5 protein-coding genes and 1 pseudogene are annotated in these 16,621 nt (G+C 66.8%); 4 read left to right on the top strand and 2 right to left on the bottom strand.

All coding sequences use genetic code 11. The features are described 5' to 3' along the window. The first annotated feature begins 27 nt into the window (after nucleotides 1-27). Nucleotides 28-810, top strand: coding sequence for an ABC transporter permease (locus tag ACQP2U_RS17830; protein WP_433716508.1), 783 nt, complete (start codon nucleotides 28-30; stop codon nucleotides 808-810). Between the two features lie 240 nt (nucleotides 811-1,050). On the opposite strand, the gene ACQP2U_RS17835 is transcribed toward ACQP2U_RS17830, so the two are convergent. Beyond that, entirely contained in the window at nucleotides 1,051-1,386 is a 336-nt protein-coding gene (locus tag ACQP2U_RS17835; protein ID WP_387293736.1) for an RNA polymerase-binding protein RbpA, read from the bottom strand. A 257-nt stretch (nucleotides 1,387-1,643) separates the two neighbouring features. Here ACQP2U_RS17835 and ACQP2U_RS17840 point away from each other — a divergent pair, with 257 nt between their 5' ends. Then, the gene (locus ACQP2U_RS17840; RefSeq protein WP_433715682.1) at nucleotides 1,644-1,970 is read left to right on the top strand and encodes a hypothetical protein; all 327 of its coding nucleotides are present in this window, start codon (nucleotides 1,644-1,646) and stop codon (nucleotides 1,968-1,970) included. Nucleotides 1,971-1,981: 11 nt separating this feature from the next. Here ACQP2U_RS17840 and ACQP2U_RS17845 read toward each other — a convergent pair whose 3' ends face one another. Then, nucleotides 1,982-2,524: a YaeQ family protein gene (locus ACQP2U_RS17845; RefSeq protein WP_433715683.1), complete on the bottom strand. Its 543-nt coding sequence runs from the start codon at nucleotides 2,522-2,524 to the stop codon at nucleotides 1,982-1,984. A gap of 238 nt (nucleotides 2,525-2,762) precedes the next feature. Here ACQP2U_RS17845 and ACQP2U_RS17850 point away from each other — a divergent pair, with 238 nt between their 5' ends. Continuing rightward, entirely contained in the window at nucleotides 2,763-5,264 is a 2,502-nt protein-coding gene (locus tag ACQP2U_RS17850; RefSeq protein WP_433715684.1) for an FtsX-like permease family protein, read from the top strand. Nucleotides 5,265-5,517: 253 nt separating this feature from the next. Then, a pseudogene (locus ACQP2U_RS17855) lies at nucleotides 5,518-16,503 on the top strand (SDR family NAD(P)-dependent oxidoreductase); the annotation flags it as partial. Nucleotides 16,504-16,621: the final 118 nt, after the last annotated feature.

The raw sequence follows: 16,621 nt of genomic DNA on the forward strand, positions 1-16,621 counted from the left end.
CAGGAGATTCGGCAGCCGCACGTCCGGATCATCCGAGACAGCGGCATCGTCGCCTACCGGAATCTGCTGACGATCCTGCGGGTCCCGACCCTGCTGGTGACCGCGACGATCCAGCCGCTGATGTTCGTATTCCTGTTCGCCTACATCTTCGGCGCTTCACTCGGCGGCGGCCAGTACCGCGAATTCCTGCTGGCCGGAATCTTCACCCAGACAGTCGCTTTCAACGCCGCCTTCACCACCGTAGGCCTGGCGGGCGATCTGGAGAAGGGCATCATCGACCGAATGCGTACGCTGCCGATGTCGCGGCTGGCGGTGCTGATGGGGCGCACGCTCTCGGATCTGGTGGTGAATATTCTGAGCGTGGCCGTCATGGTCGGCTGCGGCTATATCGTCGGATGGCGTATCAACGGCGGGATCGTCGATGCTGTATTGGCTTTCGCGATAATTCTGCTGTTCGCATTCGCGATGTCCTGGGTCGGGGCGATCACCGGTCTGTTCTCACCCACCGTCGAAGTCGCCCAGAGTGCGGGCCTGATCTGGCTGTTCCCGCTGACTTTCATCTCCTCGGCTTTCATCTCCGCGGAGTCGTTGCCCGGCCCGCTGCGCACCGTCGCCGAATGGAACCCCATCACCGCGGTTTCCGCCGCCGGTCGCAAGCTCTTCGACAACGGTGCGCCACCCGCCTTCGGCACGCCGACCGGTTGGCCCGCCGACCACTGCATCGAATACTCGGTGGCGTGTTCCCTTGCCATCCTTATCGTGGTCGTGCCGTTGGCGCTGCTGCGCTACCGCAAGGTCGCCAGTAAGTAGGCCGCAATTCATCCTCGGGCAGCACGGGATCGGCGCCCGCGGGCAAGTTCTCGGTAACCCCTTGTGGCGGCTGCACACCCGTTATACCGGGTGTGCAGCCGCCACATGGGGTGCGCGCATTGCACTCGGGTACGAGAAAGGCCGCTTACACCGGTTGGCGCAAGCGGCCTTCTGTTGAGTCAGGCTGGTTCCGGCTCGGGGCGCTACCGCGGCCTCCACCGGGACGTCGCCTACTGAAACCTAGACCCGACGCCGCGTCTTCAGCAGGTCGAGCCGCTCCTTCAGCAGCTCCTCCAGCTCGTCCTTGCTGCGACGCTCCAGCAGCATGTCCCAGTGCGTGCGCGGCGGCTTGACCTTCTTGGTCTCCTGGGTGGTGCCCTCCATGAGGGTGCCCTCCTGGCCGTTGCGGCAGAGCCAGGTCGGGGGGATCTCGGCGTCGTCGGCGAAGGGAACGTCGAACTCCTCGCCGTTATCGGTCCGGTACCGAGCAATCCGTCGCGGGGCCAGGTCGTGGTCGCGATCGGTTTCGTAGCTCACCGCTCCGAGCCGACTGCCCCGGAGTACGCGATCTGCCATGGTGTGCCTCTCCCTGTGTGCTCGAGTCTTGTTGCGCTGCGACCGCGTCCCTCATCGGTCATTGCCGGATGAACGCGTGACGCTCGCTGGACCTTAGATGTAACGATCGTGCCTGCGCCAATAGTTCCCCATCGGCGTTCTGGCGAACCGTTCCATTGTAGTCGGTGTCCCGGCCACACTCCGCCACGCCCGCGCCGCGCCGATGAACCGGGGTCGCGAGTCCCATTCGGTCGGCACAACCATTAGGGTTCTGCGTCATGTCGCGCCGCTTGCTGTCCTGCTGCCTGTGGTGTGGGCGGGAGATCGTCGAATCGGAGGCCGGACGTCGTCGCCGGTACTGCCGTCAGTCCTGTCGCCAACGCGCCTACGAACACCGCAACAGTTTGAAGGGAACCGGAATTCCGGCGGATTCGGTGGTACTGAGCGCCCAGGAGGCGGCCGACCTGGCCGACCGCTGGTTCGCCGCCCGCTGCGCCGCCGAGGACGTGGCCACCGCCATCGGCGAGGGTGCCGAAACCGAAGAGCTAAAGGCCTTGAGTGCCATCTTGCTGACCCTCACCCGCGAGGCCGAACGTCTCCGATGAGTGGTCGGCCGCTAGCCGAGGCTGTGCTCTTCGACCGACGTGCTCAGGCCGATGCCATTCAGGTCCAAGTACAGCAGTCGCTCGGTTATCGATAGCGTGACCGTGTTGCGGCGTTCGATCGCGGCTGCCGCGGAATCGATGAAGTCGCGATCGAAGCTGTACAGCGGAATCGCTTCGGCGCGGTGGATTCGCTTGCCGGTGAGCTGTGCGAGCACTTTGGCCGGGTCGCGGTGGGTGTAGATGGCGACGCGCTCCGCCGATTTACTGCCGCGGTGGACTCGATCGGCATCGGGTGCTCCGACCTCGATCCAGGCGGTGACCCGTCCGGTGAGATCGCGCACCAGCACCGCGGGCTCGTCGGTGGACGAAACGCCGCCATCGCTGAAGGCGATGCCGTCCTCGTATTCGAGGCAGTAGGCGAGCAGTCGCGTGACCATGAACTCGGCGGTTTCGGATGGGTGGCGCGCAACCCGCAACTCCAGCTCCTGGTAGATGCCACGGTCGACATCGGCGAGGTGGACGGCGAAGTTGTGCAGTGTTGCGCTGAGGGCCATAGGTGCAGGAGCTTAACGGTGTGGTCTACGGCACAGGCTGGATGCGATCCACGAACTGCGCCACGGCCGCGACAGTCCGCTTCAACACGCTGCTCAGCCGAGATCGTGCCCCCGTCTATGGCCTACCGACCGGAATCAGGTGTGGCATGCTCCGAACCATGCCGCCAGCAGGAGATGTCGTCGGATACGCAGTGCCGCTGCCCGTCGCGATGACGAATATCGTCGGTAAGTATCTGTAATGTTCGCGACGCTGGATCGGCTGCGGCTGTTCAACATTCGTGAATTATTCGTGCATCTGAGCCGGACGGCGATGTCGGTCGCGGTGTTCGCGGTCTCGGCCGCGTTGCTCGTGGCGGTGTTCGGGATCTCGGGGTCTATCACGGAATCGGTGAACCGGCTCGGCGCCGATATCGCCGGAAACGCAGCGCTGGAGGTATCGGGCGTGACCGACGCCGGGTTCGGCCAGGCGCTGCAATCGGAGGTCGCGCGGGTGCCCGGGGTGTCCACCGCCGTGCCGATGATCCGCGCCGACGTCGGGTCCGGAGGCACCCATACCCTGCTCATCGGGATTGATCCGGTTTCGGCCGCGTCCCTGCACAGCGATCTGCAGCGCGCCGTCTCCGCGCAGACCAGTGGCGGCGCGAAGCTGCTCACGGTGCCCAACGGCGTGCTGGTCGGTCCTGGCACCGGCTGGTCCCAGGGCGAAAAATTCGAGGTGGCCGATACCGCCGTCACCGTCGCGGCGGTTATCGACGGACCGGCGGCGCAGCGGCTCAACGACGGCCACTTCATCATGTCGACGCTCGGCCTGGCACAGCGGATCACCGGTCGCACCGGCACGATCGACTCGATATTGCTGCTAGCCGCGCCCGGTTCCGACGTCGGTGTGGTGCGGTCCGCGGTTGACAATGTGGTCGCCGGGCGGGCGGTGGTGACCGACCCGAACTTCCGTGCCGCGCAGGCCGGCGGTGTCATCGCGGTGCTGCGTTCAACGACGCTGATGGCCGCAGCACTGGGCCTCGTCGTCGCGGGATTCCTTATCTACAACGCGATGAGCATGGCGATCAACCAGCGCCGCAACGTCATTTCGACGCTGCGCGCCATCGGCGGCCGCAAGCAGGTCATCGTGCGCGACCTGCTCGCCGAAGCCGCGGTGCTCGGTGCCATCGGCGGGGTACTCGGCATCGGCATCGGCATCCTTATGGGGCGCTGGACAATCGGTCTGCTGCCCGCTGCCCTCGTCCAGTCCTTGCAGGTCCGAATCGGGTACGCCCTGCCCGGGTTCACCGTACCGCTGGTGCTCACCGCCTGTGTGGTCTCGTGCGTCGGTGCGGCGGCGGCTGCGGCGCGTCAGGTGTACAAGGTGGCGCCGATCGAGGCACTCGCGCCGGTCGGCGTCTCGTCGGCGGACCGGATCCACCTGTCATTGCGGATCGTCGCCGCCGTCGCCGGCGTGGGCTCTCTCGCTGTGTCGATTGCTGCCGCCACCATTGATCTCGGTCTCTGGTCGATCGGCGCGGTAGCGCTGTTCCTCGACGGCGCCGTTTTCGTCTGCTTCGCATGCTTCGATCAGCTGGTCGCGGCGACCGTCGCGGTTGCCAGGTATTTCGGCGCACCGGGCGCGCTCGCGGCGGCCACCATCGAGCGTGCGCCGCGGCGGGTCTGGGTCACCGTGATATCGGTCCTGATCGCGGTGGCGATGACGGTGTCGATCACCGGATCGAACAAGAACGGGATCGATTCGGCCGTCGACGCCTTCCGCCCGGCGGCGGCGGTGGACGTGTGGGTTCAGCCGACGTCGAACGAGGTGTTTCCGACCGGACCGCTGCTGCCCAACGGAATCGAGCAGACGATCGCCGCGCTGCCCGGGGTCGCCGGTGTCGTGCCGGGACAGATGGCCTATGCGTCGATCAACGGGGCAAAGGTGATCGTGCAGGGTCTCGCGGCGGGAACGCGGCATCCGCTCTTCGAGTCCCTGAGTGCTTCGGCACGGGCGGGAATGTTGGCCGGCGCCGGTGTGGTGGTGTCGCGCGATATCGCGCGGACGCTCGGCGTACGCGCCGGCGACGATCTGACGATCCCGACGCCGCACGGTTTCCAGCACGTCGAGGTGCTCGAGGTGTTTCCCTATTTCTCCGCATTGACCGGATTCGTCGGCATGAGCCTGCCGCAGTTGCGGCAGTGGTTCGACCGGCCCGGCTCGACCCTGCTCGAGGTGACCGTGCAACCGGGCGCGGATCGGGCGGCGGTGCAGCGTGCGATCGGTGCGGCCGTGCCGACGTCGGTGCACGTGTACTCCGGGCAGCAGGAGCTTGCCGGGACGACCGCGAGCCTGCGGCAGGCAACCGTGCTGATCAGTGCCATTACCTGGATCGTCGTATTCGTCGCCTCGGTCGCCCTTGTCAATACGTTGATGCTGTCGGTGCTCGAACGCCGCCGCGAACTCGGTGTCCTCCGAGCGATCGGATCATCACGGCGCTTCATGATGCTTATGGTGCTCGCGGAGGCGGCGGCGATCGGCGTGGTCGGCGGCATCTGCGGGCTGGTCATCGGCGTGGCGAACCAATATGTGAATACGCTTGCGTTCACACATGTTCTCGGGCTGGACATAGCCTTCGTACTCACGCCGGCGACTGTGGTCTTCGGGCTGGGAGCTTTGCTCTTGTGCCTGGTCGGGGCGGTTCCGCCAGCCATGCACGCGGCGCGGCTCAACATTGTTGACGCGGTCGACGTCGAATGATGCCTGACGCGTATAACTTCGGGAAAGTTTGATCGAAAGCGGTATCGCCGCAATCGAGTTCGTAGTCGACCGGTGCCGATTTGTTCCCAGCGCTGGTTTGCCGATGTGTTCCTGGCGTCTGGGTTACGATGCGGGCGCGGTGTCTCTGGCAACTCGATTCAACCGGTGCCGCCCGGGCCGATGGAGGTCGATCATTCTGCGTCATGTCGGATCGCTGACCGCCCCCCGCCGCCTCCGATGACTGGCCCACGGCATGTCGAACGAGGAAAAGCTCAGGGAGTATCTGAAGCGCACGCTTGGGGAAGCGCGCGAAGCACGCGGCGAGTTGAACCGTTTGCGAGCGGAGCGCTCCGAGCCGATCGCGGTCATCGGAATGGCCTGCCGCTTTCCAGGCGGTGTTACAACATCGGCCGAGCTGTGGGATCTCGTCGCCGGCGAGCATGATGCCATCGGCTCGTTCCCGCGCGACCGCGGCTGGGAGCTGGCCGACCTTTTCGACGCCGATCCGGATGCGCCGGGACGGAGTTACGCGCGCGAAGCCGGTTTCCTCGACGGCGCCGCCGAATTCGACGCCGCATTCTTCGGCATCTCACCGCGCGAAGCGCTCGCGATGGACCCGCAGCAGCGGGTGCTGCTGGAAACCTCATGGGAGGCGGTCGAGCATGCCGGCATTGATCCGAAGGCGCTGCGCGGTAGCCGAACCGGTGTTTTCGCGGGTGCGAGCGCGAACGATTATGCGGCGCGCCTGCTCGACACCGACGCATGGCCGCAGATCGAGGGCCACTGGCTGACCGGGAGCACGATCAGTGTCGTATCCGGCCGCATCGCCTACCACCTCGGTCTGCACGGCCCGGCGCTGTCCATCGACACCGCGTGCTCGTCCTCGCTGGTGGCACTGCACGAGGCGTGTCAATCGCTGCGGTCGCGAGAGTGTGAGACCGCGCTCGCCGGTGGTGTGACGGTGATGGCGACACCCGGAATGTTCCAATACTTCTCGCGCCAGCGCGGGCTCGCCGCCGACGGCCGGAGCAAGTCGTTCGCGGCCGCCGCCGACGGAGTCGCCTGGTCCGAGGGCGTCGGCGTGCTGCTGCTGGAGCGGCTCTCGGATGCCGAGCGTAACGGGCGCACCGTGCACGCCGTTATTCGCGGCAGCGCGATCAACCACGACGGCGCGAGCAACGGGCTGACCGCGCCGAACGGGCTCTCGCAGCAGCAGGTCATCCGGGCGGCATTGGACGCGGCAGGTATTGCGGCGCGCGATGTCGATGTCGTCGAGGCACATGGGACCGGGACACCGCTCGGGGATCCGATCGAGGCGCACGCGGTGCTGGCCACCTACGGTCAGGACCGCGGATCGAGCCCCGCGCTGATCCTCGGGTCGCTCAAATCGAATATCGGGCATACCCAGGCGGCGGCCGGTGTCGCGGGCGTAATCAAAATGATCGAGGCGATGCGCCATCGCGTGGTGCCGAAATCGCTGCACATCGACGCGCCGAGTCCACAGATCGACTGGTCCAGCGGCGCGGTGGAATTGGCCGTCGAAGCCAGTCCGTGGGTGGTTGGCGACCGGCCGCGGCGGGCGGCGGTTTCGTCGTTCGGCATCAGCGGTACGAACGCGCATCTCATCCTCGAGGAGGCGGCACCATCGGCGTCGCGGGCCTCCGACAGTGCCGCATTGCCGGTGCTGCCGTGGGTGGTCGCGGCGCGGGATTCGGCCGGGCTCGCTCGGCAGGCCGCGCGGCTGCGGGATTGGGTGCGAGCCGAGCAGGACGTGTCTGTCCTCGACATCGCGTGGTCGCTCGCGAACCGATCGAACCAGGAGCATACGGCTGTCGTGGTGGGAGCCGACCGCGCCGAACTGCTCGAAGGACTCGACGCGATTGCCGAACAACGGTCGCCGGCGGGCGCGGTCGCGGGCAAGACGGCATTCGTTTTCCCGGGCCAGGGCGCCCAGTACCTCGGCATGGGACGCGAGTTGTACGCGACGTTTCCCGCGTTCGCGGCGGCATTCGACGCGGCGGAGGCCGCGCTGGCGCAGCCGATCCGCGATGTGCTGTGGGGCGAGGATCCGAACCTGGTGAACCGCACCGATTTCGCGCAGTCGACGCTGTTCGCGATCGGTGTCGCGGCCTACCGGCTGGTCGAATCCTGGGGCGTGCGTGCGGATTTCGTGGCCGGTCATTCGATCGGGGAGATCGCGGCCGCCCACGTCGCCGGTGTGTTCGGCATCGCCGACGCCGCTCGGCTGGTGTCGGCGCGGGGGCGGTTGATGGCGGCGCTTCCGGACGGCGGCGTGATGGTGGCCGTGCATGCGACCACGGCCGAGGTCAGCTCGGCGCTCGTTCCCGGCGCCGAGATCGCGGCGATCAACGGGCCGAGGTCGGTCGTGGTGTCCGGTGCGGCGGCGACGGTCGACGACGTGGCCGCGCGACTGGAACAGCGCGGGCACAAGGTGCATCGCCTGCCGGTGTCGCACGCATTCCATTCGGCGCTTGTCGAACCGATGCTCGACGAGTTCGCGGTGACCGCCCGCGACATCGGGTACGCGGCACCGACGATGCCGATTGTCACCACCATGTCCGGCGCGACATCGGATCAGGATATGGCGACGGCGGACTACTGGGTTCGGCAGGTGCGCGAGCCGGTCGCATTCGCCGATGCGGTGCGCAGGCTCGAGGACGCCGGAACCGTTCGATTCCTGGTATCGGGCCCCGACGGCGGATTGGCCGCCTTGATGGCGGATTCGATGCGGTCGGGCGATGTGGTGTCGGTGCCGATGCTACGCAAGGACCGCGGTGACGTCGCCGCGACGGTCGGTGCTATGGCGGCGTTGGCGGGCGGCGGTGCCGGAGTGCACTGGCCCGCGGTGCTCGACGGCAGGGGTGCGCGTGGTGTGCCACTGCCACCGTATGCCTTTGCGCGCGAACGCTATTGGGCGGTGCCCGGGCAGTCCGACCAGACACCGGCCGGACTGCGCGCCACTGGTCATCCGTTGGTGAATGCGCTGGTGGCGAACCCGGATTCGGGCGGGGTGATACTGACCGGGCAGCTGTCGATCGCGACGCAGCCGTGGCTGGCCGACCATCGGATCGGCGACCACGTCATGCTCGCCGGAACTGTCTTCGTCGAACTGGCCGTCCGGGCGGGTGACGAGGTGGGTTACCCGACCATCCGCGAGCTATCGCTCACCGCGCCGCTGTATCTGCCCGGCGATGGCGGCGTGGTCGTCCACGTGATCGTCGGCGCGACGGGCGAATCCGGTGATCGGCCGGTGTCGGTGTACGCGCGGGCCGACAAGTCAGTGGACGACTGGACCCTGCACGCGCACGGCACGCTCCTGCCCGCCGACCACACGGCTGCGGTCGAACCGTTCGCCTGGCCACCCGCAGACGCGGACCCGGTCGATCTGACCGGCGCGTATGGCAGGCTCGCCGCCGACGGGTACCGATACGGCGACGCGTTTCGCGGCCTGACCGCGGTGTGGCAGCGCGGCGATGAACTGTTCGTCGAAGCGGCACTGCCGGATGCGGTGGATGCGAGTCGATACGGATTACACCCGGCTCTGCTCGACGCGGTTCTGCACGCGCACTTGGTGACACGTCCGGCCGATGATGGCGTACTCCTGCCGTTCGGGTGGGAAGGCGTGACACTGCACGCATCCGGTGCGGCGGCGGTGCGCGCGCGGATCGCGCCGACGGCGAACGGCGCGATGGTAGTGCAGATCGTGGATCCGCAGGGTAATGCGGTGCTGTCGATCGGCGAGTTCACGGCGTGGCCCGCACCGACCGAACGCATCGTGGCTCCTCGGGCGGCACTGCTCGGCGTCGAATGGCAGCCGAGGCAGATTTCCGCGACGCCGGTGCCGTTTGGCGAGTGGGAGCGGCTCGGCGATGGCGCGCTACCGGCCGTGGTCGTCGCGGACCTTCGAACGATCGCGGCCGACACCGTCGCGGCCGTTCACGCGACAACGCGGACGATATTGACTGTCCTGCAATTCTTCCTGGGCGACCAACGCTTCGGCGAGAGTCGTCTCGTGGTGCTGACGCACGGTGCCGTGTCGGTCACCGACACCGATACGGTGGATTGCGCCGCGGCCGCGGTCTGGGGACTCGTGCGGTCGGTGCAGGCGGAAGAGCCCGGCCGCGTCACCCTGGTCGACACCGCCGCAGCGGACCTCGCCGAGATCGTCGCTGTCGCCGTGGCTTCGAAAGAACCGCAGCTCGTACTGCGGGACGCGACAGTGTACGTGCCGCGACTCGCCCGCACCGCCACCCCGGCCGAGCGGTTGTCGCCGGACCTGACGACCGGAACGGTGCTGATCACCGGCGGCACCGGCGGACTGGGTGCGGTCGTCGCGCGGCATCTTGTGCGGGAGTACGGCGTTCGGCATCTGCTGCTGGCGAGCCGCGGCGGTGTGGCGACGCCGGGTGCAAGGGAACTACAGGCCGAACTGAGCGAGGCCGGGGCCGACACGCGGATCGTCGCGTGCGATGTCGCCGATCGCGCCGCCGTCGCCGAGATCTTGTCGTCGATCCCCGCCGACCTGCCGTTGATCGGTGTCGTGCACGCCGCCGGTGTGCTCGCCGATGGTGTGCTCGAGTCACTGGGTCCCGACCAGCTGGATCGCGTGCTGCGGCCGAAGGTCGATGGTGCCTGGCACCTGCACACGCTCACCGGCGACTTGCGCCTGTTCGTGCTGTTCTCGTCGGCGGCGGGCGTCGTCGGTTCACCCGGGCAGGCGAATTACGCTGCGGCGAATGGGTTTCTCGATGCCCTCGCCCGGCATCGCCACACGACCGGTTCGGTGGCGACCTCGATCGCGTGGGGACCGTGGACCGCCGACCAGGGAATGACGGCCATGCTCGGCGCGAGTGACACCGCCCGCATCCAGCGCCTCGGGTTCATGCCGATGTCGCGGCGCGACGGTCTGGCACTGTTCGATGCCGCGATCAGTTCAGGCCGCCCCGAAGTAGTTGCCGCAGTGCTCGATACGCGGACCAGCCAGGATCGACTACCGATCTGGCAGACCATCGCGCCCGCCCGACGACCCGCGGCGCGGGCCTACCGTCACCCCGCCTACACCAAAGGCAATGCGGAAGAACAGCTTTCGTCGATACTCGAGCTCGTCCGCGCCGAAGCCGCGACGGTACTCGGACACCGAGGTCCGGACAGTGTCGATCCCGACCGGAACTTCCGCGACCTCGGGTTCGACTCGCTGACAGCGCTCGAGGTCCGCAACCGTCTCAAGGAGACGATCGGGTTGACGCTGCCTGCGACGGTGATCTTCGACTACCCGACACCTACCGCGCTTGCCGAGCATGTACGCGAACGGCTCGGCGGCGCCACCGAGCCGAACCGCACCGATGCGGTGCGCTCCGTCGAGCTGGCGGAACCGGTCGCGATCGTCGGTGTGGGATGTCGCTATCCCGGCGGCGTCGGATCTCGGCAAGACCTGTGGCAGGTGGTCGCCGACGGACGCGACGTGATCGGCGAGTTCCCCACCGATCGGGGTTGGGCCGAGAACATCTACGACCCGGATCCTGACGCGCAGGGCAAGTCCTACACCCGCGCCGGTGGATTCCTCTACGACGCCGGTGATTTCGATGCCGCATTCTTCGGAATCAGCCCGCGTGAGGCGCTGGCGACGGACCCGCAGCAGCGCATTCTGCTCGAGGTGGCGTGGGAGGCGCTCGAGGACGCGGGGATTGATCCGATGTCGTTGCGGGGCAGCGATACCGGCGTATTCGCGGGCGTCATGTACCACGACTATGGGGTGCCGACACCTGCCGGATCGCTGGTGACCGGCCGCGTCGCCTACTCGTTGGGACTGCTCGGACCGGCCGTTTCGGTGGACACGGCATGTTCGTCCTCGCTGGTCGCCATGCACCAGGCGTGCGCGGCTTTACGTATGGGGGAGTGCGGTCTGGCCTTGGTCGGCGGGGTGACGGTGATGGGCACACCGGCTGTGTTCGTGGAGTTTTCGCGTCAGCGTGGTTTGTCGCGGGATGGTCGGTGTAAGTCGTTTGCGGAGTCGGCTGATGGTGTGGGTTGGGGTGAGGGTGCGGGTGTGTTGGTGTTGGAGCGTTTGTCGGATGCTCGGGCTAATGGTCATCGGGTTTTGGGTGTGGTTCGTGGGAGTGCGGTGAATCAGGATGGTGCGTCGAATGGTTTGACGGCGCCGAATGGTCCGTCGCAGGAGCGGGTGGTTCGGGCGGCATTGGCTAATGCGGGGCTGAGTGTGGCTGATGTGGATGTGGTGGAGGGGCATGGGACTGGTACGCGGTTGGGTGATCCGATTGAGGCGCAGGCGTTGTTGGCGACGTATGGGCAGGGCCGAGACGAGCCGGTGTGGTTGGGGTCGGTCAAGTCGAATTTGGGTCATACGCAGGCGGCTGCTGGGGTCGCGGGTGTGATCAAGGTGGTGGAGGCGATGCGGCACGAGGTGATGCCTGCGACGTTGCATGTGGAGCTGCCGAGTTCGCATGTGGATTGGACTTCGGGTCGAATTGAACTATTGACGGAGGCTCGGGTGTGGGAGTCGGTGGGTCGGCCGCGGCGTGCTGGGGTGTCGTCGTTTGGGATCAGTGGGACGAATGCGCATGTGATTGTGGAGGAGGCCCCTGCGGAGTGGGCGTCGCCAGAAGCTAGGGATGGGTCGGCGTCGCGCAATGTTGGGCTCGGGTTGGCGGTGGTGCCATGGCTGATCTCCGGTCGGTCGGCTGAAGCTGTTGTGGCACAAGCAGGTCGACTATCGGCGTTGGGGGAGATCTCGGCGTCCGATGTGGGGTTTTCGTTGGCGACGACGCGGGCGCATTTGCCGTGGCGGGCGGCGGTGTTGGACCGATCCGAACTGGGTGCTGTGACACCGCGACGGGTAGTCGACGGGAAGACGGTGTTCGTGTTCCCGGGGCAGGGCGGGCAGTACTCGGGGATGGGTCGTGAGCTGTTCGACACGTTCCCGGTGTTCGCGGAGGCGGTGCGTGAGATCTGTGATCCGACTTGGCTTTTCGCGGACGACACTGATTTGGATCGCACTGAGAACACGCAGTTGGCTGTGTTCGCCGTCGAGGTTGCGCTAACGCGATTGCTCGAATCCTGGGGTGTGGTACCGGATTTGGTGGTCGGGCATTCGGTCGGTGAGATCACCGCCGCGCATGTGGCGGGGGTGTTGTCGCTGGAGGATGCAGTGCGTTTAGTGACTGTTCGTGGTCGTTTGATGGCGGGGCTCCCTGCGGGTGGGGCGATGCTGGCGGTCCAGATCAGCGCAGACGGCAAGACCGATGCGGTCGATCAGGTCGACGACTTGCCGGATGGGGTTTCGGTGGCGGCGATCAATGCACCAGGGTCGGTGGTGGTGTCGGGCCCGGAGGCGGGCATCGCTGAACTCGAAAGACGCTGGGCGGATCGGAGCACCCGCCGCCTGACGGTCAGTCATGCGTTCCATTCGGTGTTGATGGAGCCCATGCTCGATGAATTCGCCTCAGTGTGTGCGCAGCTCGCGTGGCATTCACCGGAGATCCCGATCGCATCGAATGTGACCGGCGAGTTCGAGTCGGACCTGATGGCGGACCCGAGGTATTGGGTGCGACAGGTGCGTGATCCGGTTCGGTTCGCCGACGGTATCGCCGCGTCTCGGGCGGCTGGGGGGTCGCGATTCATCGAAGTCGGTCCGGATGCGGTGCTGGCCGGGCTGATCGATGCCGAGGCGGTGGTGGCGACTCAGCGTCGCGGGCGGGATCAGGTCGAAACCCTCGTCCGCGCCGTCGCCGAAGCGCATTGCACCGGTATCGATGTCGATTGGGCTGAGTTCTATGCCGGGACAGGTGCCCGGCGGGTGGATTTGCCGACGTATCCATTTCAGCGGCAGCACTATTGGCTCACCTCGTCCGAGGGATTCGGTGACGTAGGCAGCCTGGGACTCACCGAAGTGGACCACCCGATCCTGCGCACCATGGCCGGTGTCCCGGGCGGCGATCGGGTGTTCACCGGTCGACTGTCGGTGGCGGCGCAGCCGTGGCTGGCCGATCACGTCATCGGCGACTCGATCATCCTGCCCGGTGCGGCACTGGTGGAATTGGTCATTCGCGCGGGCGACGAAGCCGGGTATGGGCAGCTCACAGAGTTGACACTGCAGGCACCTGTGGTGCTGTCGCGGGGCGGTGGGGTCGCGGTACAGGTGGTGCTGCGCGAGCGGTCGTTCTCGGTGTACTCACGACCAGACCGCTCCGATGCCGAATGGGTTCGGCACGCCGAGGGGGAGCTGGCTGCCAGCCCGCCCGTTGTGGCCGGTCTCGAGTCGGGTGCCTGGCCACCGTCGGGGGCGACCGAGGTGGATGTTCGCGCGGGCTACGCGCGGCTCGCTGCGGCAGGATATCGGTACGGCGCAGCATTCACTGCTGTGCAACGCCTTTGGCGGCATGGCGACGAGCTGTACGCCGATATCGCGCTGCCCGATTCGGTCGATGTCGCCGGATTCGGCATCCATCCGGCAATGCTCGACGCGGTCGTGCACGCGCGGGTGCTCGGCGCGGACGAGACACCGTCCGAGGGCGAAGTGCAATTGCCGTTCGCATGGGAGGACGTGGCGCTGCACGCCAGAGGTGCCAGGCAGTTGCGGGCTAGGATCGCTGTGACCGGCAGTGACGCAGGAAGTTTCGAGGCATTTGATGCGTCGGGCCGTGCGGTGGTATCGGTGCGCCGCTTGGTCGCGCGACCCGTTCCGCTGGCGCAGCTGACGCACAAGGTGGTGCGCCGACCATCGCGCCTGCAGACGCTACGTTGGATAGCGGTGCCGGATCACCGCGACGAGAGCACCGTGCCCGTCCTGGGTCTGGCGGACGCGCTTGCGCTCGTCGCGGGCACAGCGGACGTTCCTGCCGTCCTTGCTGTCGAATGCGTTGCCACGGTGGGCGTTGCCGATGTCGTGGCCGAGGTGCACGCCTTGCTCGACGGCGTATTGCGGCTCGTGCAGCGGTTCCTCGCCGAGGAACGGTTCGGCCACTCGCAACTGGTCCTGCTCACGCGCGGTCTGCCCGGGAGCGCGGTGCGGGGCCTGCTGCGCTCCGCGCAAGCGGAGGAGCCGGGCCGGATCACGGTGATGGACCTGGACGGTGCTGCGCAAGGTGTCGATTTCGCGCACCTGTCGGTGCTGGGCGAGCCGGAACTGTCTGTTCGCGATGGTGCGGTCTTCGTTCCGCGGCTGGCCGCCGCCGAAACCGACGCACTGGTGCTGCCCGAGGGGGACTGGCAGCTGGCGGTGACGAATAGCGGTGTATTGGATGGCGTTGGAGTAGTGGGGCTTTTGGAGTCCGGTCAAGTACTCGGCACCGGGATGGTGCGGGTTGATGTTCGGGCGATGGGGGTGAATTTCCGGGACGTGTTGGTATGTCTCGGTGTCGTGGCTGATGGGGCGGGGTTGGTGTCGGATGTGGCCGGTGTTGTCGTCGAGGTCGGTTCGGGGGTGTCGGATCTTCGGGTTGGCGATTCCGTGATGGGGCTTGCGCCCTCGGGTGGGTCGATGGTGGTCACGGATCGTCGGCTGCTGACGAGTATCCCGTCGGGTTGGTCGTTCAGCGAAGCCGCTGGTGTTCCCACGGTTTATTTGACGGCGTGGTTGGCGTTGGTGGAGGTGGCTGAGGTTCGGGTGGGGCAGCGGTTGTTGGTGCACGCCGCTGCCGGTGGGGTGGGTATGGCGGCGGTGGCGTTGGCGGGACATCTGGGGCTGGAGGTGTATGCGACGGCGAGTCGTAGCAAGTGGGCGACGGTGCGCGGCCTGGGTGTCGATGCTGACCGGATCGCGGATTCTCGGACAACCGATTTCGAACAACTTTTCTTGACAGCGACCGGCGGTGCCGGGATGGATGTTGTATTGGATTCGTTGGCAGGCGAGTTCGTTGATGCGGGACTTCGGTTGCTGCCGCGTGGTGGCTGGTTTGTGGAGATGGGCAAGACCGATATCCGCGACCCGCACACGATAAATGACACTTACCCCGGTGTGCGTTATGAGGCGATCGATCTGACCCGAGTGTCCCCCTATCGGATCGCGCGGATGTTCGGGGAGCTGTCCGAGCTCTTCGACAAGGGTGGCCTGGCTCCGTTGCCGGTTTCGGTGTGGGATGTGCGGCAGGCGGGTGCGGCGTTCCGGTTTTTCGGGCAGGCGCGTCATGTGGGGAAGATCGTGTTGAGGGTGCCGCGGCGGCCGGATCCGGGTGGGACGGTGCTGATTACTGGTGGTACGGGTGGGTTGGGTGCGCTTTTGGCGCGGCATTTGGTGACTACACATGGGGTGCGCCATCTGGTGCTGGCCAGCCGCCGAGGCCGGGCGGCACCAGGCGCGGGACAGTTAGCGGCCGAATTGACCGAGCTAGGCGCGAAGGTGCGCATTGTGGAATGCGATGTCGCCGACCGCGATTCGTGCCAGCAGTTGTTGGCGCAGATACCGCGCGAGCACCCGCTGACCGCGCTGGTTCATACGGCTGGCGTGCTCGACGACGGTGTGCTCGGTGCGCTGACGCCGGAGCGATTGCGGAATGTGTTGGCGCCGAAGGTCGATGCTGCGTGGTATTTGCACGAGTTGACGCGTGGGCTGGATTTGGCGTGGTTCGTGTTGTTCTCCTCGGTTGCCGGTGTGCTCGGTTCGCCGGGGCAGGCGAATTATGCGGCGGCGAATGCCTTTCTGGATGAGCTGGCGGCGTTGCGGCAGCGGTCGGGGCTGGCGGCGGTATCGATCGATTGGGGCCTGTGGGCCGCCGAGGCCGGAATGGGGGGCACCCTCGATACCGGCGATACCGCACGCATCGGGCGCGACGGTGTGCGGCCGTTGTCGACCGAAGCGGGGCTGGCCTTGTTCGATGCCGCCGTGACACAGGCCGATCCTGTCGTGGTCGCGGCCGACTTCGATCCGGCGGCACTACGTGATGCCGCACGCGTGGTGCCGGTTCTCGGTGACCTTGTCGGCGGTCGCCCGGCCGCGGCGCAGGGGCCTGTCGCGCACGCTCGGTTGGAGCTTGCCGGGCTCACGGACGACGCGCAGGTCAAGCAGTTGCTGGAGACCGTCCGGACACAGATCGCAATCGTGCTCGGGCATGGACGGTCCGACCAGATCGATTCGGTCGCGAACTTCCGCGACCTCGGATTCGATTCGCTGACATCGGTCGAACTTCGCAATCGCGTCAAATCCGTGACTGGGCTGCAGCTTCCGGCAACCGCGGTCTACGACCATCCGACACCCACCGCGCTCGCGCAGTACCTACACCGGCAGGTCGTCGGTGAGCGGCCGGCAGGGGTGATACGGGAGCTGACACGTCTGGAGGCGTCGCTGGCACAGCTCGAGCCGGACGACGATGTCCTGATGGAGG

Source organism: Nocardia sp. CA-084685, from assembly GCF_050955785.1.
Taxonomy (GTDB): domain Bacteria; phylum Actinomycetota; class Actinomycetes; order Mycobacteriales; family Mycobacteriaceae; genus Nocardia.